Raw genomic sequence first — 25,620 nt, forward strand, 5'->3', positions numbered from 1 at the left:
CAGCCACCGGTGCAGTACTCGACTATTCCTTGCGACGTGTGGTGGCGGGACTGTTGTGTCCACCACTGCGCTTCGCCTTCGACCGGTCCATGGCAGACCGGACAGCAGTCCTGTGCCGAAGCCAGGCCGACCGCGGGTACGAGTGTCATTCCTTCACCATGCTGTCATGGTCCAGAACACTTCAACCATTACAGGGGATCGGGGTCTCCACTCCCTCGCGCCTGCGGGGAAGCGGTGATGTAATGGCCGTATGCAGTTCGACCCTTACGGCGGTGAGGCCGCCCGGCTCGCAGCCGACCTGGTCAACCTGACCGAGGCGCCCCGTCCCGCCGACCTGGAGCCGTTGCTCGCCGCGCACGGCGTGGTGAACCGCCGGCTCACCGCCGCGCAGGCAGAGTCCGTCTGGACATGGAGCCGGCGCCTGGCCGCCTGCTTCGGGCGACGGGACCTCGACGAGCGGTGCGACGCGGTCAACTCGCTGCTCGCCGACGCGTCGAGCAGCCCTCGCATCTCCCTGCACGACGGCCGGCCCCACCTGCACTACAGCGCCATCGGAGCCGACCCGGCCGCGCACGTCCGCGCCGTCACCGCCGCCGGGCTCGCCTACGTCATCTGCTCCGCCGACGCGGGGCGTCTGGGCCGCTGTGCCCGACGCGAGTGCGCTCTGGCCTTCGTCGACACCTCCCGCAACGGCCGGCGTGCCTACTGCTCGGTGCGCTGCGCCAACAACGACGCGGTGGCGCGCCACCGGGCCCGGCTCCGGGGAGCCGAACGGGCGGGCGGCTGACGGCGCACCCGCGGTTTCCAGCCTTCCTCGCGGAGGTGAGGAGACGGCGGCGAGGAGGGGGCAGACGAAAGACATGACGGACACACAAGTTCGGCACGAAGAACGAAAGACGCAGGCAACCCGCGCCCGGGGCACCATGGGGATCTGGCAGTGGGCCAGATGGGCGGCGCTCTTCCTCGCTGTCGGCTGGGCGCTGAACCTGGTCGCCAGACTCGTCGAGGGTGCGCAGGGACGGGGCCTGTGGTGGCCTCTGACCAGTACCGTCATCTGGGCCGGGGTGACCGTACACGGGTTCGTGACCTACCGCCGGATCAGGACGACGACGCTGCCGGCCCTCACCGGCCGCCGATCCGTCTGATCGCTCTGTCCGTAACGTAGGGGTATGAGGAACACCGAGGGAAGCACGTCGTTGGTCATCCGCCTGGGCGGGGAGGAACTCGTCATCGGGCGGCGCTACGAAGCCGCGAGCATCGCGAACGACGTCCTCATCGCCCTGTGGTTCATCGCCGGCAGCGTCATGTTCTTCTCCGAGCGGTGGACCACGGCCGGCACCTGGTGCTTCCTGATCGGCAGCATCGAGCTGCTCGTACGGCCCGCCATTCGCCTCACCCGCCACCTGCACCTGCAACGCGTCCACTCCCGCGCTCCGCAGTCCCACGCTCCCCTCGCGTCCCCCGACGGTTCACAGGACTTCTGAACGTGTGACGCGAGCAGCCTCGCACGCCGTGCGGGCGGAGCGGAGATGCTCCCACCGGCACGGCGTGCTGTGGCCCGGACCGGCCGTCAGGGCAGGGTCCATTTCTGGTTGGGTCCGGTGTGGCAGGTCCAGAGGTGGACGGGGGTGCCGTCGTTCCAGGTGCCGCCGGACGCGTCGAGGCATTTGCCGGACTGGGGGTTGCGGAGGGTGCCGTCGGGCTGGGGGTTCCAGGTCTGTGCGCCGGTGCCGTTGCAGGTCCAGAGTTGGATCTTGGTTCCGTCGGCGGTGGCGCCGCCGGAGATGTCCAGGCATTTGCCGAGGGCCTTGAGGGCGCCGGTGCCGGTACCGGTGGTGGTCCAGGTCTGGGCGCTGGTGTCGTTGCAGGTCCAGAGCTGGATCCTGGTGCCGTCGGCGGTCTGTGCGCCGTCGACGTCCAGGCACTTGCCGTTGACGCCCTTGACGGCACCGGAACGCTGCCCCGGGGTACCGCCGCCGGACCGCTTGACCCGGATGTTGCGGAACGCCGCCTCGTCCCCGTCACCATGGTTCTGGATGCCGATGTGGCCCTGCCTGAGGCTCCGCGCCGGGTCGGTGCTGGTGAAGTCGTTGATCTTGCGACCGTTGAGGAACACTTCCAGCCGCTCACCGGTGACCCGGATCTCGTACGTGTTCCACTCGCCCGGCGGATTCAGTGCCGCGTCGCGTGCGGCGGTGTCGGCCGACCGGAAGCCGTAGACGGAGCCCGTCGTGCGGTCGGGGGTGTCGGTGGCGTCGATCTGGATCTCGTAGCCGTTGTCCACCGCCGACCACGGGTCGTCGGAGGCGGGAAAGCCGACGAGGACGCCTGAGTTGTCGTCCCCGCTCACTCTCCAGTCCAGCTTCAGGGAGTAGTCGCCGGTGAGCTCCTCGGCCTGGTACCAGTACATGCCGAGCCCGCCGTGGGAGGTGAGCGTGCCGTCGGCGAGGGTGAAACCGCCGGGGCCCGCCTGTTTCCAGCCGCTGGTGCCGGTGCCGTCGAAGAGGGGGCGGTAGCCCGTCTCCGGGCGGCAGTCGGCTTCGGTCGTTCCCGCCGCCCACCGGACGCCGCCGAGCAGGTGCCGGCGGAACGCGGGGTCGGCGTAGGACTCGTCGGTGTGGCCGCCTCCGGTGTAGAAGGCACGGCCGCCCTCGTACTCCTTGCACCAGGCGATCGGGTGGTCGCCGTTCATGTTGCCGCCCGAGTAGCTGGACTCGTCGAGCGAGGCCAGCACGTGTGCGGTGGCGCGGGGGTCGGTCCGGTAGTTGTACCACTCGTCGGTGCGCTGCCAGGTGCGGCCGAGGTGTGCGGTGGCGTCGTGCGCCCGGTCCTCGACCTCGACCGTGGCCTGCTGGACGGCCGGGTGGGAGTGGAACAGGGCCCCGGCCAGGCCTTCGTAGAAGGGCCACTCGTACTCGGTGTCGGCGGCGGCGTGGACGCCCACGTAGCCGCCCCCGTCCTCGATGTACTGCTCCATCGCCGCCTGCTGGGTGCCGTTCAGTACGTCACCCGTGGTGGACAGGAACACGATGGCCTCGTACTGCGCGAGGTTGCCGGCGGTGAAGGCCTGCGCGTCCTCCGTCGCCGTGACGGTGAAGTTGTTCGCGGTGCCCAGGTCTCGCAGGGCCGCGACGCCGTCGTCGATGGAGGAGTGGCGGAATCCGGCGGTCTTGTAGAAGACGAGGACCTGGTAGGCAGGGTCGGCCGCGGCCTCGTCGTGCGCCCGGGCCGGCGGTGCGGCCGCCCAGGACTGTGGTGCCACGCAGAGCAGGGCACCCGCGAGCAGGCAGATCTTCGCTCTCAGCTTCTTGTGCATGGGTGTCGCCTCCTTCGGCTAGGGCAGGGTCCATTTCTGGTTGGGTCCGGTGTGGCAGGTCCAGAGGTGGACGGGGGTGCCGTCGTTCCAGGTGCCGCCGGACGCGTCGAGGCATTTGCCGGACTGGGGGTTGCGGAGGGTGCCGTCGGGCTGGGGGTTCCAGGTCTGTGCGCCGGTGCCGTTGCAGGTCCAGAGTTGGATCTTGGTTCCGTCGGCAGTGGCGCCGCCGGAGATGTCCAGGCATTTGCCGAGGGCCTTGAGGGCGCCGGTGCCGGTGCCTGTGGTGGTCCAGGTCTGGGCGCTGGTGTTGTTGCAGGTCCAGAGTTGGATCCTGGTGCCGTCGGCGGTCTGTGCGCCGTCGACGTCCAGGCACTTGCCGTTGACGCCCTTGACGGCACCGGAACGCTGCCCCGGGGTACCGCCGCCGGACGTGGTGAAGGAGAACTCGTCCACGTCGAAGAGCGCTCCGCTGCCGCCCTTGAACACCAGGTACAGGGTGGTCGAGCCGCCCGGCTGGTTGCCGAGGGAGGTGGTGACGTCCTGGAACGTCTCCCAGCCGCCGGTCACCGGGACGGTCGCGGTGCCCAGCAGGGTGCCGCTCGGGGAGCCCGCCCGTACCTCGATGGTGCCGCCGCTGCCGGCGGACGACACGCGCGCGGTGAAGGCGGTGGCGTTGTCCAGTGCGTACGGCGAGAACGAGATCCAGTCGCCGTTCTCGATGTCGCCGACCGTCTTGCCGCCGTGCGCGGGGGAGTGGGCGATGACCTGGACGCCGGAGGAGTCACCGTAGTGCTCGCCCTGCCGGTGGGAGGGCTGGACGATGTGCTGGTCGTGGGTGGTGAGCGCCGGCTGGCCGTTCGCGCCCCGGTCGGTGTACTCGGCGTCGAGCACGCCGAAGATGTTGGCGTTCGGGTCGTGTTCGCCGTCGGCCAGGGTCTGCAGGGTGCCGGAGCAGCCGGTGGCCGAGGTCTGCGGGTGGCCGTGGCTGTCGTGGCCGATGATGAAGGTGACCTTGACCTTGGAGCAGTCGACGCTTCCGTCCTCGGGGTCGGACACGGTCACCTTGAAGGGGATCGCGTCGCCGAAGTCGTGGATCCGGCCGTCGGCCGGCAGGTCCAGGGTGACCCGGGGCGCGGTGTTTCCGACCGTGACGAGCACGGAGGCCGAGCCGGACTTGCCCGTGGAGTCGGTCACCGTGAGCGTCGCCGTGTACTGACCGTCGGTGGTGTAGGTGTGCGACGGATCGGCCTGGGTGGAACTGCTTCCGTCACCGAAGTCCCAGGCGTGGCCGAGAGCGTCGCCGTCGGCGTCCGAACTGCCCGCGGCGGAGAACGACACCGCGAGCGGTGCCTTGCCCGAGGTCACGTTCGCGGCTGCCCGGGCGACCGGTGCGTGGCCGCCGGTGACGTGCTCGATGCGGTACAAGGCGGAGTTCTCGTCACCGTTGAAGTAACCGGTGCCGTAGTCCAGTACGTACAGCGCGCCGTCCGGGCCGAAGGCCATGTCCATCACTTGGGTGCCGCCCCAGGGGAAGGCGTTGACGGACTGCACGGTGCCGTCGCCGCCGGCCTCGATGCGCTTGATCCAGCGGCGTCCGAACTCACCGGCGAAGAAGTCGCCGTCGAACTCCTGCGGGAACTTCACCTCGGACGTGGAGGAGGCGTCGTAGCGGTAGACCGGACCGCCCATCGGGGACTCCGAGCCGCTGCCGAACTCCGGTACGGAGGCGCCGTCGTAGGGGATCCAGGCGGGCTGCACGGGGGGCAGGTCGGTCAGACCCGTGTTGCGGGGCGAGGTGTTCTTCGGTGCGGAGCAGTTGAACTTCGCACCGGAGGCACCGGCGGCGAAGTCGTAGTCCGTGTAGGCGTCGTTCTTGCCCGTGCAGTACGGCCAGCCGAAGTTGCCCGCCTTGGTGATGCGGTTGAACTCGACCTGACCGGCCGGCCCGCGCGAGGGGCTCGCGGTACCGGCGTCCGGACCGTAGTCACCGACGTAGACGATGCCGGTCGCCTTGTCGACGCTCATCCGGAACGGATTGCGAAAGCCCATGGCGTAGATCTCGGGGCGGGTCCTGGCCGTGCCCGGCGCGAAGAGGTTGCCGCTCGGGACGGAGTACGACCCGTCCGCGCCGACCTTGATCCGCAGCACCTTGCCGCGCAGGTCGTTGGTGTTCCCGGCCGAACGCTGGGCGTCGTAGGCCGGGTTGCGCGAGGCACGTTCGTCGATCGGCGTGTAGCCGTCCGACGCGAACGGATTGGAGTCGTCACCGGTCGACAGGTACAGGTTGCCGGCCGCGTCGAAGTCGATGTCGCCGCCGACATGGCAGCAGATGCCGCGCGAGGCGGGGACGTCGAGGATCTTCTTCTCACTGCCGAGGTCCAGGGTGCCGTCGGTCCTCAGCACGAACCGGGAGAGCCGGTTGACGCCGTCGAACGGGGTGAAGTCCGACGCCGCCCCGTCGGAGGGCGCGTCGCCCCCCGGCGTGGAGAGTTTCGGGGCGTGGTAGAGGTAGACGTACCGGTTGGACGAGAAGCCGGGGTCCGCCGCGACGCCTTGGAGGCCCTCCTCGTCGTGACTGTAGACGTCCAGCTTCCCGGCGACCTTGGTGGTGCCCGCCGCGTCGGTGATCCTCAGGGTGCCGTCCCGCGAGGTGTGCAGCACCGAACGGTCGGGCAGCACCGCCAGGGTCATCGGCTCACCGGTCTCTGCCACGCCCTTGGCCAGAGTGACCTGCTGGAAGTCCTCGGGTGCCGCGGCCGCCAGCGGCGGGGCGTCGGCCGGTTCCGCGGCATGGGCCGGTGCCGTCGGCAGGAAGCAGCCGACGGCACACACCGCGGCCAGCATCAGGGAGCGGATCCGTCGTGGTCTCGACGGACTGGGTCCTAACGGTCTCGTGCGCACAGATGTCTCCCAGGAGTGGGGTTGGGCAGGACGGTGGGTCCTGCCGGGGGAGTACGGGCGCGCGCCGTCGCGCCGTGACATCACCGGCCATGCGGACATGACCGGTACACCTCAAGGAAGCTAGCGGCCTTCGTCGAAGGTCGTAACCCCTTCCGCGCGGGGAACCGGCACCTTTTTCCTTGTCTGGGACAAAGTGCCGGGACGGCAGACTCTCCCGGATCCGTGATCCAGCGTGAAGAAGATCACAACAGGGCCGATTCACCGGCTCCGATGTCACACGAGGCATCCGTCCGGGCGTCTGGTGCGCAGGCAACCGACCTGAGGGGTGAGCCGTGCTGCACCGAGAGAGATCACAAGCGCGTCCGCGCCGCACCGCCGATCCGGCGCGCTGCGCGAGGGGCGAAGGCGGAGCGGGGCGTCCGAGCGAGTTCACGGGAGGGCACCGGTGAGCCCGGGCAGGCGCTGGTGGCTCCTTCCCGGCCTGCAACAGGGCGCTCCCGCCGCCGCGCGTGGCGGTGTGATCTGGCACTGGCCGCTGCTGGCGGTGCCCGCCGCCACTTTGCAGGCGTACGCCGTCCTCTACATGGCTCTCCATCTGGATCACCTGGACGGTCTGTTCCTGGAAGACAACGGCATGTTCGCCATGTGCACGGCCGTCATGGTCTTCGCTCTCACATTCCGGCCGGCATGGTGAGGAGAGGCCCGATGAACACCGCGGACGGAACGGCGCGCGTCGAACGTGCTCCCCGGGGGGAGCGGCTGGCGGACTGGGCGGACGGCAGAACGGGTCTGTACACCCTGGCCCGGGCCAACATGCGCAAGATCTTCCCGGACCACTGGTCCTTCATGCTGGGCGAGGTGGCGCTCTACAGCTTCGTCGTCATCATCCTGACCGGCGTCTACCTGACCATGTTCTTCCACCCGAGCATGAACGAGGTGACGTACCACGGCAGTTACGTACCGTTGCAGGGCGTGCGGATGTCGGAGGCCTACGCCTCGACCGTCGACATCAGTTTCGACGTGCGCGGCGGCCTGCTGATCCGGCAGATCCACCACTGGGCGGCACTGGTGTTCCTCGCCGCGATGCTGGTGCACATGATGCGAGTGTTCTTCACCGGTGCTTTCAGGAAGCCGCGTGAGGTCAACTGGGTTTTCGGATCCCTGCTGTTCGCCCTGGGCATGTTCACCGGCTTCACCGGCTACTCACTGCCCGACGATCTCCTGTCGGGCACCGGGGTCCGGTTCGTGGAAGGGGCGACCCTTTCGGTTCCGGTCGTCGGAACCTACCTGTCCATGTTCCTGTTCGGTGGCGAGTTTCCGGGGAACGACCTCATCGGCAGGTTCTACTCGGTCCATGTCCTGCTGCTGCCCGGCATCATGGTGGCCCTGGTGGCGACCCATCTAATCCTGGTCTTCCATCACAAGCACACACAGTTCGCCGGTGCGGGACGGAACAACAGAAATGTCGTAGGCATGCCTTTTCTGCCCGTCTACATCGCCAAGGCGGGCGGGTTCTTCTTCCTGGTCTTCGGCGTGATCTCCGCCCTTGCGGCGATCGCCACGATCAATCCCATCTGGACACTGGGTCCCTACCGGCCCGACCAGGTCTCCACCAACGCCCAGCCCGACTGGTACATGGGGTTCGCCGAGGGACTGATCCGCGTGATGCCGGGCTGGGAGGTCACCCTCTGGGGGCACACCCTCGTCCTGGGCGTGTTCATCCCGCTGATGGTCTTCCCGCTGGTCCTCCTGGTCATCGCCGTCTATCCGTTCGTCGAGGCGTGGGTGACCGGCGACAGGGGTGAGCACCATGTCGCAGAGCGGCCACGTAACGCTCCGACCCGCACGGCCTTCGGGGTGGCCTGGCTGACCTGCTATCTGATCCTGCTGCTGGCGGGCGGAAACGACCTGTGGGCCACGCACCTGCACCTGTCCGTGAACGCGATCACCTGGTGCGTCCGTGTCGGGTTCTTCGTGGCTCCCGTCGTCGCGTTCCTCGTCACGAAACGCGTCTGCCTGGGTCTGCAGAGGCGCGACAGGGAGAAGGTCCTGCACGGCCGGGAGACGGGCATCATCAAGCGGCTGCCCCACGGCGAGTTCGTGGAGGCGCACGAGCCTCTGACTCCGGCGCAGCGCTACACCCTCACGGCCCACGAGCAGTACGCGCCCCTCGACACGCCCGGGCACGGCGAGGATCCCACGGCACGCGACGGCGGTCTCCTCGCGAGCGCCCGTGTCGCACTGTCGCAGGCCATGTACGGGGAGCGCGGCCGGATTCCCAAGCCGGCCGGCGACGACCTGCACGAGATCGAGAGCAGCGCGGAGGAGCGCTGACGGCGCCGGCGTCACGGCGGGACCGGAAGGTGCGTCGGAGAGGGGAACGTGCCGTGCCCGCGGTCCGGAAAGCGGTGGTGCTCCCGGCCGGTTCTCGGGGCTGGCCAGACGGAGTCCGAGCGCTCAGGATGACCCGATGAAGAAGATCGTGCTCATCGACGCCCCGTCCAACCTGGGTCTGCGCCCGCCCGCCCCCGGGGTGGTCCCCGGTTGCTACAAGCTCGCCGGCGCCCTGCGTGAACAGGGCTTGCTGCGGCGCCTCGGCGCCGAGGAGGGCGGGGTCGTGGTGCCGCCCCGCTACGACCGGGGCGACTGGCGCGAGGGCGACGGAGTGTTCAACGCCGCCGCCCTCGCCGGGTACACCCGCAAGCTCGCCGACCGCGTCGAACGGCACGTCCGCGCGGGGCGGTTCCCGGTTCTTCTCGGCGGGGACTGCTCCATCCAGCTCGGGGCGTCGCTGGCGCTGCGGCGCATCGGGCGGTACGGCATGGCCGCCGTGGACGCCTCGGCGGACTTCCGCCACCCGGGCAACGCCCCGAGCGTCGGCGCGGCCGCCGGCGAGGAACTGGCGCTCGCCACCGGACGGGGCCAGCGTGACCTCACCGACCTGGAAGGGCTGAGGCCCTATCTGCGCGAGGGCGACGTGCATCTGTTCGGCATCCGCGACGGCGACGACGAGTGCGCGGAGCTCATCGCCGCCGGGATGTCCGTCCGCACGGTCGGGGAGATCCGGCGGCGAGGCGGGCGCGCGCAGGCCGAGGACGCACTGGACGCGCTGGGCGGCGGTGGCCTCGACGGCTTCTGGGTGCACCTCGACGCCGACGTCCTGGACCCGTCCGTCATGCCGGCCGTGGACAGCCCCGACCCGGACGGCCTGCTGCCGGACGAGGTCCGCCCCCTGCTCACCACCCTCCTCGCCTCCGAGCGCTGCGTGGGCCTCAACGTCACCATCTACGACCCCGACCTCGACCCGGACGGCACGGCCGGGGCCCTCCTCGCCGACCTGGTGGTCGACGCCCTCGCCGTCGGGTGACTGCCGTTGCGGCCTTGTGCGTGGATTCGAGGACCGGGCTCGTGCCCGGTGAACCACCCTGATAGGCGGCGCGCAACGGGGTACACGGTGGCGCATGGCACCGAAGACCGAAGGCATCCTGTTCCTGCGGGCCGCGCGGCAGTTGCGCCGGGTCCGTTCCTTCTACGCCGCCGGCATCCTGCTGTGGGGCGGATCCGCGGCCTGGACCGGCTGGCAGGAGCCGGGAAGCCGGCAGATGTGGGTGTCGGTCCTCCTGCTGGCCGTCTTCCTGGTCCTCGCGGTGACCGCGAGCCTTTCCCTGCGGCGTCTCGCGGTCCCCGCGACCGGCCGTCCCGTGCACCACGCCGCCCCGAGCAAGCTGTCGAGCGCTCACCGTCACGCCCCCGCCTGAGGACTCGTCTCCTTCCACCTTGCCGGCCCGTACGGGGGGTATCCGGGTGGTGTGGGAAACCGACGACGCCTGTCTTCGCCGTCGACGTGGCCGTCATCGGCACGGCGGGCACAACGATGCGGTGCGGCAGCGGAGGGGGACGGTGATGAAAGGTGAGGGAAGCGGCCAAGTGGTCGGTGGACCGTGAGCGTTTGTCCCGGTGGGTTCCCGAGGGGGAGCGGATGACGGCCGGTTGCGCGGTGACGTACGGGCGCGCGCTGTGGGGCATGCTTCCGCGGCGCGCCTCGCTTCTGCTGACCGACCGGCGCCTGCGCGTACTGCGCCACCGGGGCAACGATCTCAGGTACGCCGTACGTGGGGTCTGGTTCGAGATGATGCGCGGCGAGGCCGAGGCGGTCTGCCGGAATCCGCGGGTGCGGATCGAGTTCGACAGGGGACAGGAGGTCGAACTGCGCCGGCGCGACGGCGGGGTGGAGCGCCTGCTGATCAGCCAATGGGACGCCGTGCACGCCGACGCCGTGTACGAGGCGTTCCCCGCCGAGGACGACGGCCGTCCACGATGACCTGCCGACGCTCGCCGGGCCCGGCGGACCAGCCGCGACACGCGAGCGCGCAGGCCCGGTAATCGAGTTGCCAGGACCGGCGGGAGCCGACGAGTATCTGCTCATGACCACGACGACCGCTCATTCGCTGCCGATGCCCAGCTCCGCCGCCGCGGGCCGGGGCCGACAGCAGCGCGGCCGGCCGCGGAGGTCGATTCCGCCCCGCGCGTGAGCGCGGCCCTGGTCGCGGGGCTCCTGGCCGGCTACGGCATCGCCATGCCCGTCGGAGCGGTCGCGGCGTATCTCGTGGCCCTCTCGGCACGGACGTCGTGGAGGGTCGGTGCCGGTGCCGCTCTGGGTGTGGCGACCGCCGACGGTCTGTACGCGCTGATCTCCGTGATCGGAGGTGCGGCGCTGGCCCCCGTGCTTCAGTCGATCACGCGGCCTCTGCACTGGGCCTCGGCCGTGGTCCTCCTTGTTCTCGCCTGCCGGAGCGCCGTGACGGCCCTCGCCCACCACCGCAGGCGGCGGGTCGACGCGGGGGCTGATCCCGACGCTCCGAGTCCCGCCCGGGCATACCTGAGACTCCTGGGCATCACGATGACGAATCCGATCACCGTGCTCTACTTCGCGGCGTTCGTGCTGGCCGGCCAGGGGGGAGGCGTGTACGGGCACTGGGGCGCGGGAGTGTTCGTCCTGGCGGCCTTCGCGGCGTCCGCCAGTTGGCAGTTGCTCCTCGCCGGCGGTGGCACGCTGCTGGGCCGCACGCTGACGGGCTCGCCGGGTCGCCTGCTCACCTCCCTGGTGTCCAGCGTCGTCATCACCGGCTTCGCCGTCCACCTGCTGGTCTCCGGGGCGTGACCACGGCTTCGGCGCGGTCGGCTGCGCCCGGCCGATGGTGCCTCACGCGGCGGATCGATGCCGTCCGGTCGATGAGTCGACTGCATCGGTGGGTGGTGCGGCGGGGCCGTGCGTGGCGAGCGGGCGCCGATTCAGTCGTTCACGACCGCCTGCAGAGCGGGCCGTAGCAGCCACCGGCCCGCCGGTCTCCCCCCTGTGTGCCACGGTCCGTCGGTACTTCTCGTTCGAGGATGCTCCCGAGGGCGTTCGGGTCGCCCGCTGCGGGGCGGAGCGGCGAGGTGTGCGGCAACAGCCGATGACGTACCCAATGGTGATAAAACGGGTGAATGCACAAGGGAATGAGCGGTGTGTCGGCGACGCTGCGGAAACCGTGGCCGCAGAGCGTCGCGGCGCAGGTCTTCGTTCTGCAGTTGCTGGTCATGCTGCTCCTGGCCGCGCTGAGCGACGCCACCCTCGTGTACGAAACGCGGAGTCAGACGGTGCGCGGGGCGCGACACCAAGCGCTCGCGGTCGCGGCGGGCTTCGCCAGTTCTCCCGGCGTCGCAGCGGCTCTGAAGGACGCGGACCCGACCGCTGCGCTGCAGCCCCTGGCCGAGGAAGCCCGGCGGGCCTCGGGCGTGGACTTCGTCGCCGTCCTGAACCGGGACGCCGTCCGGCTTACCGACGTCCGCCCCGATCTGATCGGCAAGCGATCGACCGGAGACTTCAGCCGGGCGCTCGTCGGCGAGTCCTACACCGAACTGTTCAGGGGAGCGCCCACGGACGCCGTTCGTGCGGTCGTGCCGGTCACCGACGCGGACGAGCGGGTCGTGGGCATCGTGACGGCCGGGCTGGAGATCAGCACGGTGAGCAGCACCTTCAACCGGCAACTCCCTTTGCTGGCAGCCGGTGCCGCGGGCTCACTGGCGTTGGCCACGTGCGCGGCGTGGCTGGTGAGCCGGCGGTTGCGCCGGCAGACACACGGGCTCGGACCGACCGAGGTGACGCGCATGTACGAGCACCATGACGCGGTGCTGCACGCGGCCCGCGAAGGAGTCGTAGTCATCGGCGCGGACGGCCGGCTGTCGCTGGTCAATGACGAGGCGCGAAGACTGCTGCGGCTGCCCGCGGACGCGGAGCGCCGGTCACTGCGCGACCTCGGCCTGCCTCCCTCGATGGTGCGGCTCCTGACCTCCGACCGGAGGGTGGACGACGCCGTTCAGCCGGTGGGCGGCCGCCTGCTCGCCGTCAACGTGCGGCGGACCGGCCGCGGCGGACAGGGCCCGGCCGGCGGCGTCGCCACGCTGCGTGACACCACCGAACTCCGCGCCCTGGCGGGGCGGGCGGAAGTCGCACACGAACGCCTGGAACTGCTGTACCGGGCGAGCGCGGAGATCGGCAGCACCCTCGACGTGACGCGTACCGCCGAGGAGCTCGCGAACCTCGCGGTCCCGCAGTTCGCCGACGTCGTCACCGTCGACCTCTTCGACGCGGTGCTCCGCGGAGACGAACCCGTACCGGGCGTCGCGTCGTCGGTGCGGCGCGCAGCCGTACGCGGAGCGGCCGGATCCTGGCCCTTCCACGGGGCGGGCAGCAGGCTGGAGTACGGTCCGGTCGCGCTTCAGCACCGGACGATCGACGGTGAGGACGCCGTCCTGGTACCGGATCTGGCACAGGCGCAGGACTGGCGGGCGCCGGACCCGGAAGGCGCGCGGCAGGTTCTCGGGCTCGGCTTCCACTCGCTGCTCACGGTGCCGCTGCGCGCCCGGGGCGTGGTGCTGGGGCTCGTCATGTTCTGGCGCGGCAGCCAGCCTCCGTTCCGGACGGACGACGTATCGCCCGCGGAGGAGCTGACGGCCCGCGCGGCGGTGTGCATCGACAACGCGCGCCGCTACACACGCGAGCACGCCACCGCGGTGTCCCTCCAGCGCAGCCTGCTGCCACGGGACCTGCCCCCACAGGACGCCGTGGAGGTGGCCCACCGCTACCTGCCGGCCCGATCGGGCGTCGGCGGTGACTGGTTCGACGTGATCCCCCTGTCCGGCGCCCGGGTCGCCCTGGTGGTGGGCGACGTGGTCGGACACGGACTGCAGGCCGCCGCCACCATGGGCAGGCTGCGCACCGCGGTTCTCAACTTCTCGGCCCTCGACCTGCCCCCGGAAGACCTCCTGTCCCACCTGGACCAGCTCGTCACGCGTCTGGACACCGCACATCAGGCAGGCGGCGAGGACAACACCGTCACAGGCGCGACCCTCGTGTACGCGGTCTACGATCCCACCAGCGGCCGCTGCGTCCTCGCCGGTGCCGGACACCCCCCGCCGGCGTTGGTGCTGCCCGACGGCTCGGTCGAGTTCGTCGACGTGCCGGCCAATCTGCCCCTGGGCCTGGGGAGCGTTCCGTTCCAGACCACCGAGATCGGCATGCCGCCGGGAAGCCGCCTCGTTCTCTACACCGACGGTCTGGTGGACGGTCCGGGCAGGAGCATCGACGACGGGCTCGAGTTGCTGCGGTCGGTACTCGCCGGCACGGGACCGGACTGTGAGAGCACCTGCCGCACCGTCGTCGAGGCCATGGTGCCCACCAGATCGCACGACGACGTCGCCCTGCTCGTCGCGGGCGCCCGCCGTTTTCCGACCGAGGACATCGCCCAGTGGGACGTGCCCGCCGACTTCGCGGAAGTCGGTTCGGTCCGGGCGCAGTGCATGCGCCAACTGGAGAGGTGGGGACTCGACATCGGATTCACCACGGAACTCATCCTCAGTGAACTCATCACGAACGCCGTACGGTACGGCGCGCCGCCGATCACCGTGCGGCTCCTTCGGCAGCAGGTCCTGATCTGCGAAGTGCGCGACGCGAGCAGCACCGCGCCGCGCGTGGTCCAGGCGGCCGATTTCGACGAGGGCGGGCGAGGCCTGTTCCTCGTGGCCCAGCTCGCCGACCGGTGGGGAGTGCGCTACACGGAAGACGGCAAGGTCATCTGGACCGAACAGTCACTCGCGCAGGGCGACGACGGGCAGGGAACCTCCTTGACCGCCTTGTGAGTCGCGCGCTTCACGAACGTGCCTCGGTGAGGGCCCGCTGCCGGATGCCGCCGAACAACTGGATCGTGGTGGCGGCCAGGACGTCGTCCCCTCCGATGGTCCGACGGTCCCCCGTGCGGGTGGACAGGACCGGCAGGGAATCCTTGGGGAACGGGCGAGGAGCGGCTTCTTCGGGCACTCCCAGCGTGACCTCACCGAAACGTCTGACACCGCCCTCCCTGACGACCATGGCCGCGCTCCGGGCCAGATCCGTCAGGAACACGCTCGCGATGCCGTCCAGGTCGCGGACCATCGCCGGGACGGCCGTCGCCCCCAGGCTCCGCAGCAGCTTCTTGGTCCCGGGCTCGAACCTGTGGGCGCCGACCACGGCACTCGGTCTGCGCGTCCTGCTGCGCTTGGGCGAAGGCACGACGACACCGTTCGCGTCGGTGACGACACCGGTGAGGCCACGGAACGTCGGGCTGTGGCTGTACCAGGTGGATCCCACCTCGACCTCGACGTTCCGGTAGATCGCCGCCAGGAGATCCCCGGGTGTCAGCTTCCTTCGGGCCTCCGCCGCGGCCGCTCCCTGCGCGCCCCGGACGATCTCCGTCAGCACCGTCCGCGTCACCGACCCGGCGGCCCACGCCGCTGACCGCGAGACGTGCAAGGACGTCACGTCCCTGAACACCGCTTTGACGAGAGAGGGCTTGAATGGCGGAGCATCCTGGCCCGAAGGGGCGACGCGGGCGGAGTGTGCGGTCATCGGAAGTGGCGCTCCCTGAGTCGGAGTGGTCAGAGGCGCACACTGCACCATGCGGCCCCGATCCGTCGAAACGACGCCCGGTCAACGCCCCGGCGGGCACGTCCGAGGGCATGGGGCGAGGTCGTTGCGTCCTCGCGGCCGTGGGCCGGGAGGACGGTCCCGGTCCACACGCCGCACGTCGTCGCCGGCCTCGGGGGCGGCCGTGGAAGACCGCGAGCCCCGGTCGATGCGGCTCAGTAGATGTTGGCGTCGACCTCCGGGCCGTCTCCGCGGGCCGCGTTGATCTGGGCGCGCAGCGAGATCTCGTCGTACACGCGGTACTCCCGGACGATGCGCCCGTTCTGGATCAGGAACTGTGAGACACCGAGCACGGTCACCGGCTGCCCGGTCAGAGCGCCGAAGGCGGGAGTGCCCCGGTAGGTGCCGTTCATGGTCCACAGGACGGCGACCCGCAGTCCCGCGTACCGCTCGTTGTAGTTGGCCTGGATGTCCCGGACGGTGAACCGGGCGTCCGGGAAGGGGCCGACCATCGCCAGCAGGTCGGCCTGGTAGCGCTCGGGCCGGATGACGGTGCGGTCGCCGATCGTGTGCAGGAACAGGTCCCGGTCCATGTAGTCGCGGACCTTGTTCAGGCGCCGCCGCGACCACACGTCCTCGACGAACTCCATCACCATCTCGCACTCGGGACGGAACTGGTCGGGGCGCTCACCGCTGTCACCGGTCAGGAGCACCTCCTTGGGCGCGGCCTCGGTCATCGACCCGGTGTACCCCTGGAAGCGCAGCCCGCGGGCCACTTCGTCCGGGTCGAGGCCCAGCTGAAGGCAGTCCGCGAGGTCGTCCCGGACGACCCACTCCTCGACCATCCGGCCACGCCGGTAGAGGCAGTTGGCGACGGTCCGCTTGCGGACGGGCACCAGGCGGCCGCCGACCAGGTGCTCGTCGGCCGAGAAGACCAGGTGCGAGCTGAGGAACGCGTCGTCGCCGCGCGCCTCCCACACGACGTCCTCGGCCTGACCGACGTGACCGGGCACCGATGCCATGCGCATCGTGCTGCCCTCGATCACGCCGTCGCGTCCGACGACCGTACCCAGGCTGGTGTGGACGATGGAGTCCGGCTCGTAGTTCTCGACGATGTGGTCGATGTCGCGGGAGACCCAGATGCGGTCGGTGACCTCGCGGATGAAGTCGTCCGGGTCGGCGTAGGGCTGGTAGGCAATGGGATCGAGGGACATGGTGCTTCTTTCTGTGGAGGTGCGGGTACCGGGCTGGCCCGGTGGCGGAGGTGCTCGGTATACGTATGTGGAAGGACCGGTCAGCGGGCGAACTTGTCGTCCCCCAGCCGGCTCCGGTAGGTCTCCTTCATGAAGAAGGTGACGACGACCAGCGCCAGCAGTGCGCCGACGGCGAGGTAGGCCCACACGGCGTAGATGGTGCCGAAGGTGTTCACGAGAAGGGCCGCCACGAACGGCGTGATGCCCATGAAGACGGAGAACGAGCTGTTGTAGGCGATGGCGCTCGCGCTGAACCGCGTTCGCGTGGCGAAGAGTTCGGCCGCGCAGACCGTGACGATGCCGGTGAGGAAGAACTCCGGGACGACGTAGATGAGCTGGCTCGCGACGGCCGCGCCGAACGTGCCCGCCTCACCGACCTTGAAGGCCAGCGGGACCAGGACGAGACAGGCCACGGCACCCGCGATCAGCATGGGCTTGCGTCCGATGCGGTCGGAGAGGATGCCGGCCAGCGGCAGCATCGGGATCAGCACCGCGATGGAGATCGCGTTGGAGGCCAGGCCCATCCAGCGGGGCAGGCCCAGCGTGCCGCTCAGGTACTCCGGATAGAACGTGACCCAGGTGTAGGACAGGATCGCCAGCGTGATGGAGATGCCGCAGAAGACGAGGATCGGTCGCCACTGGGAGCGCAGCGCCTCCCGGATCGGCGCCTTCACCACGTCGGCGCCGTCCTCGGTCGCCCGCACGAACTCCGGTGTCTCGCCGATGTGCCGGCGCAGCCACATCCCGACCAGGCTCAGCGGCAGGGCCAGGACGAACGGGATGCGCCAGCCCCACGACTCCAGGTTCGGCCCCTGGAAGACCCAGCTGGTCAGCGCGGCCGTACCGGCCCCCGCGAGGATGCCGACGAAGCAGCTGTTGGAGGCGTACGAGGTGTAGTAGGCGCGGCGCTTCGGCTCCGCCCACTCCACCACGAACGCCACCGCGCCGACGTACTCCCCGCCCGAGACCATGCCCTGCACCACGCGCAGCAGCAGGAGGAGCAGCGGTGCGAGGGCACCGACCGCCTGATAGGTGGGCAGGACCCCGATCAGCGCGGTCGTCACTCCCATGCAGACGATGGTGTAGAGCAGGGCCTTCTTGCGGCCGACCCGGTCGCCCCAGCGGCCCACCAGCGTTCCGCCCAGGGGACGGAACAGGCAGGCGACGGCGACGATCGCGTAGGTGCTGATGACCGCGACGCCCTCGTCGCTCGCGGGGAAGAACGACGAGGCCATGATGGGAGCCATGTAGCCGTAGAGGCCGTAGTCGAACTGTTCTACGAAGTTACCGATACTTCCCGCGCCGATGGCGCGGCGTATCGCCCTCCGCTTCTGCGCGGCGTCCTCGGGGACAGAGACGGCGGCGGTGGGTGGCGCTGCGGCGGACATGGCTTCTCCGATCGCGCGGACGAATGGGGTGAGCGGCTGGGACGGATGTGCATACGTATGAATCAGGGGGTTGCGGTGAACGTTAAGGAGCGTCCGGGGTGGCGTCAAGGGGTGTGCGGGGTGCCGGAGCGGAGGGTTCCGCGGTCCGGCGACCGGTCCTCGGTGGCGCGAGCGAGCGGAAGGTGTCCATGAGGACGGCCGCCATGTTGAAGAGGACCAGCTGGGCGCCCGCTTCCTCGGCCTCTCGCGCCGCCGCCGTCGACGGCACGATGGTCATCACGGCCCGCCCCGCCGCGCGCGCGGCCCGGTGGGCGTCCTCGGTGAGTCCGTCGATGACGTCCCGTCCGGGAAAACCGCAGTCGGCGGCGAGGTCGGACGGCCCCACCAGCACGGCGTCCACCCCCCGCGTCGCGGTGATCTCCCCGGCCGCGGCACAGGCGCGCTCCGTCTCGATCATCACCACGACCAGGGTGTCCTCGCCCGCCGTCAGATGCTCCCGCGCCGTCACGGTGCCGAACCGGCCCGCTCTGCTGTACGTCGCGAAACCGCGCTGCCCCAGCGGCGGATAGTGGTCCGCCGACACGGCCCGCCGGGCGTCCTCCGCGCAGTCGACATGGGGATGGATGACGCCCGCCGCCCCCAGGTCCAGGCAGCGCAGGGCAAGAGCCGGTTCCGCCGTGCCCACGCGCACCAGGACCTCGACGCCCTGGGCCGCCGCGGCCGTCAGATGGTGCTGGAGCGCCGTCATGTCGGCCGGCCCGTGCTCGCAGTCCAGGACCACGTAGTCGAGCCCCGCGACCCCCGCCATCTCCACGAGCGTCTCCGAGGGCAGCCGCAGCAGGGCGCCGTAGAGCCGCTCCCCGGACGCGAGCCGCCGCTTGAGCGAGGGGCGGCGGGGTGCGGAGGCCGTCATCGGGCCACCATTCCGGCGGAGAGGTCGATGTCCGCCCCGCACAGTCCCGGCATCCGCAGCATCGCGGTCACGGCGGAGCCGACCTCCTCCTCGGTGACCATCCGGCCGAGTGCCGCCCGTGACACGAACGCGGCCTCCGCCTCGGCCCGGCTACTGCCGGTGCGCTCCGCCTCCAGACGGAAGTTCCGCTCCATGCGCGGACCCGAGACCGGGCCGGGCGACAGGGAGTTGACCGTCACCCCGAGCGGCCCGACCTCACCGGCGAGTGTCGTCGTGAGCCCGATGACGGCCATCTTCGAGGCGCAGTAGGGCGTGCGCCGCAGCAGAGGCCGCTTGCCGGACACGGAGGCGACGTTGACGACGTCACCGGACCCGCGCCGGGTCATCGGGGGCAGGAAGGCGCGGCACATGAGGAACATGCCGCGCACGTTCACGGCGAAGACCTCGTCCCACTCCTCGGGCGTGATGTCCGTCAGCGGAGCGACGGGCCCGGCGATCCCCGCGTTGTTGACCAGGACGGAGATCTCCTCGTCCGCGAGCCCGTCGGCGAGCGCCTCCACGTCACCGGGCCTGGAGACGTCGCAGACCCGGTAGTCGGCGCGGGGGCCGAGGCGCGCGGCCGTCTCCTTCAGGGTGTGCTCGGTGCGGCCCGTGATCACCACGCGGGCACCGTCGGACAGCAGGGACCGGGCGATGGCACTGCCCAGGCCGTTACCGCCCCCGCTCACCAGTGCGGTGCGCCCGGCGAGCGGGGGCGTCACGCCCGTCACGCGCCGGCCTCCTCGTTCCACGGCAGCGCGGCACCGGCGTACTTGGCCGCGCGCACGTCGCCCGAGCGGGCGTGGCCCTCGAAGAGCTCGACGCGCGCGGCGCGCCCGCACACCTCACCGAGCAGTGCGGAGGAGGACGTGTCGGTGACCTCCTGGTACGTCACCGTCTTGAGGTACTTGCCGACCCACAGACCGCCCGTGTACCTGGCGGCGCCGCGGGTGGGCAGCACGTGGTTGGTGCCGATGACCTTGTCGCCGTAGGACACGCACGTGCCCTCACCGAGGAACAGCGCTCCGTAGTCGTGCATCCGGTCCAGCGCCCGTCGCGGGTTCTCGGTCAGGACCTCCACGTGCTCGCTGGCGTAAGAGTCGGCGACGGCGAACGCCTCGTCGAGCGAGTCCGCGACCACGATCTCACCGTGGTCGCGCCAGGCCGGGCCGGCGAAGTCCTTGGTGGGCATGCCGGGCAGGAGGCGTTCGACGTGCCGCTCGACCTCGCGGCCCAGCTGCTCGGAGGTGGTGACGAGGACGGCGGGGGAGTCCGGTCCGTGCTCGGCCTGCGACAGCAGGTCCACGGCCACCACGAACGGGTCGGCGTGCTCGTCGGCGACGACCAGGATCTCGGTGGGACCGGCGAACAGGTCGATACCGACCTCGCCGAACAGCTGCCGCTTGGCCTCGGCGACGTAGGCGTTGCCCGGACCCGCGATCATCGGCACCCGGCCGATGGTCTCCGTGCCGACGGCGAGCGCCGCGACGGCCTGCACCCCGCCCAGCAGGTAGATCTCGTCGGCCCCCGCGAGATGCATCGCGGCGACGGTCGCGGCCGGGATCTCGCCCCGGATCGGCGGGGTGCAGGCGGCCACTCGGGAGACCCCGGCCACCTTCGCCGTCACGATGGTCATGTGCGCCGAGGCGGTCAGCGGGTAGCGGCCGCCGGGCACGTACGCGCCCGCGCCGGAGACCGGCACGTGGCGGTGACCGAGACGCACGCCGGGCAGCGTCTCGATCTCGATGTCGGTCATCGAGTCGCGCTGTGCCTGGGCGAACGTCCGTACCTGCTGCTGCACGAAGCGGATGTCGTCCAGGACCGTTCCGGGTACGCCGGAGACGATCCGCGCGACGTCGTCCTGCGACAGCCGGAAGGACTCGGGGCTCCAGTCGTCGAACTTCTCCGAGTACTGGCGGACGGCGTCGTCACCGCGCTCGCGGATGTCGTCGAGGATCGCTGCGACGCGCTCGGCGACGTCGGCGCGTGCGGCGCGGACCTGACCGGCGGGAACGGCGGACTTCAGATGTCGGGGCATGGTGGCTCTTCCTGTCGGGGAGGGGCGGTGGAGGGGGTCGGGGGAAGGGAGGGGGGAGGAAGGGGGGAGGGGGACGGGGGCGGGTGACGGGTGGCCGGAGTGGGCCTCAGCCCGCCCGTGCGGGACGGTGGTGGGCGACCTGCACGGTCGCCATGAGGTCGCCGAGGACCGAGGTGAGCGCGTCCGGCCGCTCCCACGGCAGCAGGTGTCCCGTGCCGGGCAGCTCGTGCAGCCGGGCGCCCGGGACGGCGCCGGCGATGGCCCGGTGGAAGCCGGGCGGGCACAGGACGTCCCGCGTGCCGCAGACCACGGCGGTGGGACAGCGGACGGTGCGCAGGGCGGGGAAGGCGTCCCGGCGGGTGGCCTGCGCGGCGAGCTGGGCCCGTGCGGCACGCGGGCCGACGGCGCGGGCCATGCGGCGGTAACGCTCCGCGAGGCGGACCGGCGCCGGGGCCTGGGCGAACATGCCCGGCAGGGTCTGCTCCACCACCGCGTCGAACCGGCCGTCGCCGGCCAGCTCGTCCCACGCGCGCCAGGCCGCGTACTGCTCCGGGCGCGGTGCTCCCGCGTTGGTGGAGACCAGACACAGTCCGGCGACCCGCCCGGGGGCCCGGCGCAGCACCTCGAACCCGACGATGGCCCCGAGGCTGAGCCCGGCCAGGACGAACGGGCCCGTCGTCGCGGACAGTACGGTGTCGGCCAGCTCCCCGACGGACGGGTCGGTGAGCGCGACGTGGTGCACCGGATGCCCGTCCGGGAAGCAGACGTCCGACCACAGGCTCGCGTCGCACAGCATGCCCGGGACGACGACCAGGGGCAGTGGCCCGTCCGGCGCCGCGGTGGAGGGGCCGGGCATCAGCGGCGCGCGGAGCGGGGCAGCAGCGCGTACGGCGCGACGTACCCGTTGTGGTCGATGCCCAGACCGGCGTCGGCGGCGGCCTTGACGACCTCCTCGTCCCACTCCAGACGCACCCGGCCGTCACCGGAGTTGACCACGAGCAGATCGCCCCGGTCGTCGCCGACGTTGCGCAGGGTCCGCCAGGCGTCCTGCGGCACGGAGAGCATGTCCCGCGGGCCCAGGCGCACCGACACCGGGTCGGTGCGGTTGAGGGTGATCTCCCACAGGCCGTCCTTGACGATCAGGGTCTGCGTCTCGTGCTGGCGGTGCAGGGAGACGCCCTGGCCCGGGTCGGCACGCAGCCAGGCGGCGTTGTGGCCGTGCGGGTTGAAGATCCGGGGCTCCTGGTGCGGGTCCTCCGTCATGCCGTACCCGATGACGCAGCTCAGGCGGGCGCCCGCGCCGGGCAGGGAGCTGTCGAGGAACGGGTGCTCGGACCAGACGAGCTCGTCCGCCGCGGCGATCCGGCGCTTCATCTGCTCGGGGCTGTAGCGGCGCAGCCGGTCGATGTGCTCCTGCGCCATCGGCTGCACGAGTTCGCCGCCGTCGGGGATCTGGTCCCCGGCCACGGTGTCGACGAGCTGGTTGTCGGCGGTCAGGTACAGGCCGTGCCCCTCGGCCTCGCGCAGCACGGACGGGCCCCAGATGATGCCGCCGGTGTCGTCCATGCCGAGCACGGTGAACAGCCAGCCGTCGTCCGGGCCGGTGTTGGTGAAGCCGCGGAAGATCCAGGTCGGGACGGACACGACGTCACCGGCGCGCAACGGCAGCTCGCCCTCGGTGCCGTCGGCGCCCCAGCGCAGCAGGTACTCGCCCTCGGTGCAGACGAACACCTCGGCCGTGTAGTGCAGGTGGAGGTTGTTGGTGATGCCGTGGGGCATGGCCGCGGCGCCGATGTTGTAACCGTGCGGGAGGCGCAGGTTGACGAACTGGCCGGCTGCCTGCGACACCCCCGGTCCGATCATCGCGTAGTTCTCCTTGCGGTCCGAGCCCGGTGTCCGGCAGTCGATGAACGCCTGGTTGCAGGAGACGAAATCGCTGCGGCGGATCGTGCGCCGGTCCAGTTCGGAAGGGGAAACGACGGTGTCGGGCATGACGACTCCTCTGTTCGAGGTCTGTGCGAGGTCTGTTCGGAGGGGACTGTGAGTTCTGTGAATACGTATGTATTTCCATGACAGGGTGTGCTGCGGGCTGTGTCAAGGGGTGTGTTGCAAAAGCCGAGAGAGCTTTGTCCCGAGTGGGTGGACGGTCCGCGTGTCCGACCCGTTCGGACGCGGCGGCGGCTACATACGTATCCTTGGCAGAGGGCGCCGGGCCGATGGGCGCGGTGGGCGGCGAGAAGAGGGGCCGATGGCGATCACGAGTCATGACGTGGCGAGACTGGCGGGCGTCTCCCAGCCGACGGTGTCCCGTGCCCTGCGGGACGACCCCAGGGTGTCGCCGGCGACACGGGAGAAGGTGAAGGAGGCGGCACGTGCGCTGAACTACGTGCCGAGCGAGGTGGGCCGCTCGCTGTCCACCCGTTCCACACGGCGGGTCGGCGTCATCGTGACCGATCTGACGAACCCCTTCTACCCGCACGTGGTCGCGCCCCTGCACGACGAACTGGGCCGGCTGGGTTACCGGATGATGCTCCTCACCGAGCGGTCCGACGAGGCGGTCGCCCAGGAGGAACTGCTCGACCAGTCGCTCGACGGCGTCGTACTCGCCACCGCCACCACCGACTCCCGCCTCCCGGCGCGGCTGGACCGCCGCGACATGCCGTACGTCTTCCTCAACCGTGACACCGGCCGGGCCGGTGACTACGCCTCCGTCGTCGACAACGAGGGAGGCGGCCGGCTCGTCGCCCGCGAGCTCGCCGCGCTCGGGCACCGCCGGATCGCGGGCATCTTCGGCGCGGCCAACACCACCACGGGGCGCGAGCGGGAGCTCGGCTTCCGCCTGGCCCTCGCCGACGAGGGCATCGGCCTGCCCGAGGAGCGGGTGGTGAGAGGGCCTTTCGAGTACGAGACCGGGTACGAGGCCCTGTCCTTCCTGCTGGACGCGGCGCAGCGGCCCACCGCGGTGTTCTGCGGGAACGACGTGGTCGCGGTGGGTGTCCTCAACGCCGCCCGTGCCGCGGGCCTGAGCGTGCCCGGCGACCTCACCGTCGTCGGATTCGACGACCTGCCCATGGCCTCCTGGGAGGTGCTCCGCCTCACCACGGTCCGGCACGACCTGGCGGAGCTGGCCCGTCAGGCGGCCCGTCTGCTCGTCCGCCGCATCACGGGCCGGGCGGATCCCGCGGGGGAGCGCCTGGTCCTGCCGACCGAGTTCGTCCCCCGAGGAACGCACGGCCCGCCGGCGTGAGCGGTCACCGCCGCACGGCATCGGCCGGGGAGGCCGTCGCGGGCGACTCGACGCCGACGGGGCCCCGGCCCGGCGGCCGCGCCCCGGGGCGGCGTTGGCGCAGCGCGCCCACCGTGACGAGCACGGCCGCGAGTCCGAGCGACAGCCACAGTTCGAGCCGGTGCTCCGGAAGGACCGCCATCAGGACCAGGACCCCCGAGATGAAGGCGATGGTCGCGAGGGTCAGGTAGGGGAACCCCCACATCCGCACCTCGGAAGGCCGGGGCGCCTTGCGCCGGGTCGCGTACTGCGTGAGCGCGATGACCAGGTACATCATCAGGGCGATCGCGCCGCTGGACGCGATGAGGTACGTGAACACCCTGGGCAGCAGGTAATTGGCGACCACGGCGGCGACGCCGATGGCGGTCGACGCGACGACCGCGCAGCGCGGCACACCCGAGGCGGAGGTGACACCGAACGCGGCCGGGGCGTCGCCGCGCCGGGCCAGCGAGAAGGCCATGCGCGAGGCGGTGTAGATCGCCGAGTTCAGACAGCTGCTGACGGCCACGACGAGCACGACGTCCATGATGCGCTCGGCCCCGGGGATGTTCATGCGGTCGAGCACCGCCTGGTAGGAGCCGTCGGCGAGCGCGTCGGAGTCCCACGGCACGAGGCTGACGACGAAGAAGATCGACCCGAGGTAGAACAGACCGAGCCGCCAGACGACGGCGCGCACGGCCTTCTTGATGTTCTTCCGCGGAGCTTCGGACTCCGCGGCCGCTATGGTGACGATCTCGCTGCCCTGGAAACTGAACATCGCCGTGAGCAGCCCGGCGACGACGGCCGTCCAGCCCCGCGGCGCGAACCCGCCGTCGCTCCAGAGGTGGCCGACTCCGCGGGCATCACTGCCCGGCAGCAGCCCGAGAACCGCGAGCACACCGAGGACGAGGAACGCCACGATGGCGATGACCTTGAGGAAGGCGAACCAGTACTCGAACTCGCCGTAGTTGCGTACCGCGAGAAGGTTGCTCCCGGCCAGGACGGCGATCAGCGCGAGGGCCGGTATCCAACTGGGCAGAGCGAGGAGTCCGCCGACGACCTCGCCGGCGGCGATGGCCTCGATGGGGATGACGAGGACGTAGAACCACCAGTACAGCCAGCCGACGGAGAACCCCGCCCAGCGGCCGAGGGCGCGGTCCGCATAGGTCGAGAACGAGCCGGTGTCGGGGTGGGCGACCGCCATCTCCCCGAGCATCTGCATGACGAGCACGACCAGAGCGGCCGCCAGGAGGAACGAGACCAGCACGGCGGGTCCGGCCGCCGCGACGGCGGTGGACGAGCCGACGAACAGGCCGGCCCCGATCACGCCGCCGATGGAGATCATGGTGATCTGGCGGCCCTTGAGCCCCTGGGTGAGGGCGGGCCCGTGCGCACCCGGCGGGGGAGCGGAGGGAGGGGGTCGGTGCATGAGGGACCTCGGGGAGATGGAGGGGGAGCGGAACCCGGCCGGAGGGCGGTGAGCCGTCACGCGGACCGCGTCGGAACGTCGGCCCCCGTGACGTGGACGTCCGTGGGCGTCCTGCGGTGCCGCCCGCTCGGCCG

The 25,620-nt window shown here is 70.9% G+C and carries 22 protein-coding genes; 11 read left to right on the forward strand and 11 right to left on the reverse strand.

Going from position 1 to position 25,620, the window contains the following annotated elements; genetic code table 11:
• Positions 1–250: 250 nt before the first annotated feature.
• The 3 genes from ACIBCJ_RS32075 to ACIBCJ_RS32085 all read left to right on the forward strand — a co-directional run bounded on the left by ACIBCJ_RS32075 (position 251) and on the right by ACIBCJ_RS32085 (position 1,484).
• Entirely contained in the window at positions 251–787 is a 537-nt protein-coding gene (locus ACIBCJ_RS32075) for a CGNR zinc finger domain-containing protein (protein WP_365981231.1), read from the forward strand.
• Between the two features lie 73 nt (positions 788–860).
• Positions 861–1,145, forward strand: coding sequence for a hypothetical protein (locus tag ACIBCJ_RS32080; protein ID WP_362509284.1), 285 nt, complete (start codon positions 861–863; stop codon positions 1,143–1,145).
• A gap of 24 nt (positions 1,146–1,169) precedes the next feature.
• Positions 1,170–1,484: a YrhK family protein gene (locus ACIBCJ_RS32085; RefSeq protein ID WP_362103358.1), complete on the forward strand. Its 315-nt coding sequence runs from the start codon at positions 1,170–1,172 to the stop codon at positions 1,482–1,484.
• A gap of 86 nt (positions 1,485–1,570) precedes the next feature.
• On the opposite strand, the gene ACIBCJ_RS32090 is transcribed toward ACIBCJ_RS32085, so the two are convergent.
• A complete protein-coding gene (locus ACIBCJ_RS32090; protein ID WP_365981230.1) occupies positions 1,571–3,316 on the reverse strand; it encodes a ThuA domain-containing protein in 1,746 nt (581 codons plus the stop codon).
• A gap of 18 nt (positions 3,317–3,334) precedes the next feature.
• A complete protein-coding gene (locus ACIBCJ_RS32095) occupies positions 3,335–6,217 on the reverse strand; it encodes a PQQ-dependent sugar dehydrogenase (protein WP_365981229.1) in 2,883 nt (960 codons plus the stop codon).
• 445 nt (positions 6,218–6,662) lie between these two features.
• Between ACIBCJ_RS32095 and ACIBCJ_RS32100 the strand changes: the two genes are divergently transcribed.
• The 7 genes from ACIBCJ_RS32100 to ACIBCJ_RS32130 all read left to right on the forward strand — a co-directional run bounded on the left by ACIBCJ_RS32100 (position 6,663) and on the right by ACIBCJ_RS32130 (position 14,398).
• Complete coding sequence (locus ACIBCJ_RS32100; protein WP_362509293.1) at positions 6,663–6,911, forward strand: hypothetical protein; 249 nt, start codon at positions 6,663–6,665, stop codon at positions 6,909–6,911.
• Positions 6,912–6,922: 11 nt separating this feature from the next.
• Entirely contained in the window at positions 6,923–8,551 is a 1,629-nt protein-coding gene (locus ACIBCJ_RS32105; RefSeq protein WP_365981228.1) for a cytochrome bc complex cytochrome b subunit, read from the forward strand.
• Between the two features lie 136 nt (positions 8,552–8,687).
• Complete coding sequence (locus ACIBCJ_RS32110; protein WP_365981227.1) at positions 8,688–9,584, forward strand: arginase family protein; 897 nt, start codon at positions 8,688–8,690, stop codon at positions 9,582–9,584.
• 94 nt (positions 9,585–9,678) lie between these two features.
• Positions 9,679–9,975 (forward strand): hypothetical protein, encoded by a 297-nt coding sequence (locus ACIBCJ_RS32115; protein ID WP_362103364.1) that lies wholly within the window; start codon positions 9,679–9,681, stop codon positions 9,973–9,975.
• A gap of 221 nt (positions 9,976–10,196) precedes the next feature.
• Positions 10,197–10,538, forward strand: coding sequence for a hypothetical protein (locus tag ACIBCJ_RS32120; RefSeq protein ID WP_365981226.1), 342 nt, complete (start codon positions 10,197–10,199; stop codon positions 10,536–10,538).
• Positions 10,539–10,745: 207 nt separating this feature from the next.
• Complete coding sequence (locus tag ACIBCJ_RS32125) at positions 10,746–11,378, forward strand: LysE family transporter (protein ID WP_365981225.1); 633 nt, start codon at positions 10,746–10,748, stop codon at positions 11,376–11,378.
• Between the two features lie 326 nt (positions 11,379–11,704).
• A complete protein-coding gene (locus ACIBCJ_RS32130; protein ID WP_365981224.1) occupies positions 11,705–14,398 on the forward strand; it encodes a SpoIIE family protein phosphatase in 2,694 nt (897 codons plus the stop codon).
• A gap of 10 nt (positions 14,399–14,408) precedes the next feature.
• Here the strand turns inward: ACIBCJ_RS32130 and ACIBCJ_RS32135 are convergent, their stop codons facing one another.
• The 8 genes from ACIBCJ_RS32135 to ACIBCJ_RS32170 all read right to left on the reverse strand — a co-directional run bounded on the left by ACIBCJ_RS32135 (position 14,409) and on the right by ACIBCJ_RS32170 (position 22,784).
• Complete coding sequence (locus tag ACIBCJ_RS32135) at positions 14,409–15,143, reverse strand: hypothetical protein (RefSeq protein WP_365981223.1); 735 nt, start codon at positions 15,141–15,143, stop codon at positions 14,409–14,411.
• Between the two features lie 233 nt (positions 15,144–15,376).
• The gene (locus tag ACIBCJ_RS32140) at positions 15,377–16,375 is read right to left on the reverse strand and encodes an ester cyclase (protein WP_365981222.1); all 999 of its coding nucleotides are present in this window, start codon (positions 16,373–16,375) and stop codon (positions 15,377–15,379) included.
• 80 nt (positions 16,376–16,455) lie between these two features.
• A complete protein-coding gene (locus ACIBCJ_RS32145) occupies positions 16,456–17,802 on the reverse strand; it encodes an MFS transporter (RefSeq protein ID WP_365981221.1) in 1,347 nt (448 codons plus the stop codon).
• A gap of 82 nt (positions 17,803–17,884) precedes the next feature.
• Positions 17,885–18,715 (reverse strand): aldolase/citrate lyase family protein, encoded by an 831-nt coding sequence (locus ACIBCJ_RS32150; protein WP_365981220.1) that lies wholly within the window; start codon positions 18,713–18,715, stop codon positions 17,885–17,887.
• A complete protein-coding gene (locus tag ACIBCJ_RS32155) occupies positions 18,712–19,485 on the reverse strand; it encodes an SDR family oxidoreductase (protein WP_362103372.1) in 774 nt (257 codons plus the stop codon). The genes ACIBCJ_RS32150 and ACIBCJ_RS32155 overlap by 4 nt, the downstream gene beginning before the upstream one ends.
• On the reverse strand, positions 19,482–20,792 hold the full coding sequence (hisD, locus tag ACIBCJ_RS32160) for a histidinol dehydrogenase (protein ID WP_362103373.1): 1,311 nt from the start codon (positions 20,790–20,792) through the stop codon (positions 19,482–19,484). Before hisD ends, ACIBCJ_RS32155 begins: the two co-directional genes overlap by 4 nt.
• A gap of 106 nt (positions 20,793–20,898) precedes the next feature.
• Complete coding sequence (locus ACIBCJ_RS32165; protein ID WP_365981219.1) at positions 20,899–21,648, reverse strand: alpha/beta fold hydrolase; 750 nt, start codon at positions 21,646–21,648, stop codon at positions 20,899–20,901.
• On the reverse strand, positions 21,648–22,784 hold the full coding sequence (locus tag ACIBCJ_RS32170) for a cupin domain-containing protein (protein ID WP_362509319.1): 1,137 nt from the start codon (positions 22,782–22,784) through the stop codon (positions 21,648–21,650). Before ACIBCJ_RS32170 ends, ACIBCJ_RS32165 begins: the two co-directional genes overlap by 1 nt.
• Before the next feature lie 256 nt (positions 22,785–23,040).
• On the opposite strand from ACIBCJ_RS32170, the gene ACIBCJ_RS32175 reads away from it, so the two are divergent.
• Positions 23,041–24,039 (forward strand): LacI family DNA-binding transcriptional regulator, encoded by a 999-nt coding sequence (locus ACIBCJ_RS32175; RefSeq protein ID WP_365981218.1) that lies wholly within the window; start codon positions 23,041–23,043, stop codon positions 24,037–24,039.
• 4 nt (positions 24,040–24,043) lie between these two features.
• Here the strand turns inward: ACIBCJ_RS32175 and ACIBCJ_RS32180 are convergent, their stop codons facing one another.
• On the reverse strand, positions 24,044–25,486 hold the full coding sequence (locus tag ACIBCJ_RS32180; protein ID WP_365981217.1) for an amino acid permease: 1,443 nt from the start codon (positions 25,484–25,486) through the stop codon (positions 24,044–24,046).
• Positions 25,487–25,620 lie beyond the last annotated feature (134 nt).

Source organism: Streptomyces sp. NPDC051136 (assembly GCF_044455745.1).
Taxonomy (GTDB): Bacteria; Actinomycetota; Actinomycetes; order Streptomycetales; family Streptomycetaceae; genus Streptomyces.

Excerpts from the sequence above, each read along its gene's own strand:
- ACIBCJ_RS32105 (WP_365981228.1), top strand. The coding sequence starts at position 6,923 with ATGAACACCGCGGACGGAACGGCGCGCGTCGAACGTGCTCCCCGGGGG.
- ACIBCJ_RS32090 (WP_365981230.1), bottom strand. The coding sequence starts at position 3,316 with ATGCACAAGAAGCTGAGAGCGAAGATCTGCCTGCTCGCGGGTGCCCTG.
- ACIBCJ_RS32130 (WP_365981224.1), top strand. The coding sequence starts at position 11,705 with ATGCACAAGGGAATGAGCGGTGTGTCGGCGACGCTGCGGAAACCGTGG.
- ACIBCJ_RS32115 (WP_362103364.1), top strand. The coding sequence starts at position 9,679 with ATGGCACCGAAGACCGAAGGCATCCTGTTCCTGCGGGCCGCGCGGCAG.
- ACIBCJ_RS32145 (WP_365981221.1), bottom strand. The coding sequence starts at position 17,802 with ATGTCCGCCGCAGCGCCACCCACCGCCGCCGTCTCTGTCCCCGAGGAC.
- ACIBCJ_RS32140 (WP_365981222.1), bottom strand. The coding sequence starts at position 16,375 with ATGTCCCTCGATCCCATTGCCTACCAGCCCTACGCCGACCCGGACGAC.
- ACIBCJ_RS32180 (WP_365981217.1), bottom strand. The coding sequence starts at position 25,486 with ATGCACCGACCCCCTCCCTCCGCTCCCCCGCCGGGTGCGCACGGGCCC.
- ACIBCJ_RS32150 (WP_365981220.1), bottom strand. The coding sequence starts at position 18,715 with ATGACGGCCTCCGCACCCCGCCGCCCCTCGCTCAAGCGGCGGCTCGCG.
- ACIBCJ_RS32175 (WP_365981218.1), top strand. The coding sequence starts at position 23,041 with ATGGCGATCACGAGTCATGACGTGGCGAGACTGGCGGGCGTCTCCCAG.
- ACIBCJ_RS32165 (WP_365981219.1), bottom strand. The coding sequence starts at position 21,648 with ATGCCCGGCCCCTCCACCGCGGCGCCGGACGGGCCACTGCCCCTGGTC.
- ACIBCJ_RS32120 (WP_365981226.1), top strand. The coding sequence starts at position 10,197 with ATGACGGCCGGTTGCGCGGTGACGTACGGGCGCGCGCTGTGGGGCATG.
- hisD (WP_362103373.1), bottom strand. The coding sequence starts at position 20,792 with ATGCCCCGACATCTGAAGTCCGCCGTTCCCGCCGGTCAGGTCCGCGCC.
- ACIBCJ_RS32085 (WP_362103358.1), top strand. The coding sequence starts at position 1,170 with ATGAGGAACACCGAGGGAAGCACGTCGTTGGTCATCCGCCTGGGCGGG.
- ACIBCJ_RS32080 (WP_362509284.1), top strand. The coding sequence starts at position 861 with ATGACGGACACACAAGTTCGGCACGAAGAACGAAAGACGCAGGCAACC.
- ACIBCJ_RS32170 (WP_362509319.1), bottom strand. The coding sequence starts at position 22,784 with ATGCCCGACACCGTCGTTTCCCCTTCCGAACTGGACCGGCGCACGATC.
- ACIBCJ_RS32135 (WP_365981223.1), bottom strand. The coding sequence starts at position 15,143 with ATGACCGCACACTCCGCCCGCGTCGCCCCTTCGGGCCAGGATGCTCCG.
- ACIBCJ_RS32110 (WP_365981227.1), top strand. The coding sequence starts at position 8,688 with ATGAAGAAGATCGTGCTCATCGACGCCCCGTCCAACCTGGGTCTGCGC.
- ACIBCJ_RS32075 (WP_365981231.1), top strand. The coding sequence starts at position 251 with ATGCAGTTCGACCCTTACGGCGGTGAGGCCGCCCGGCTCGCAGCCGAC.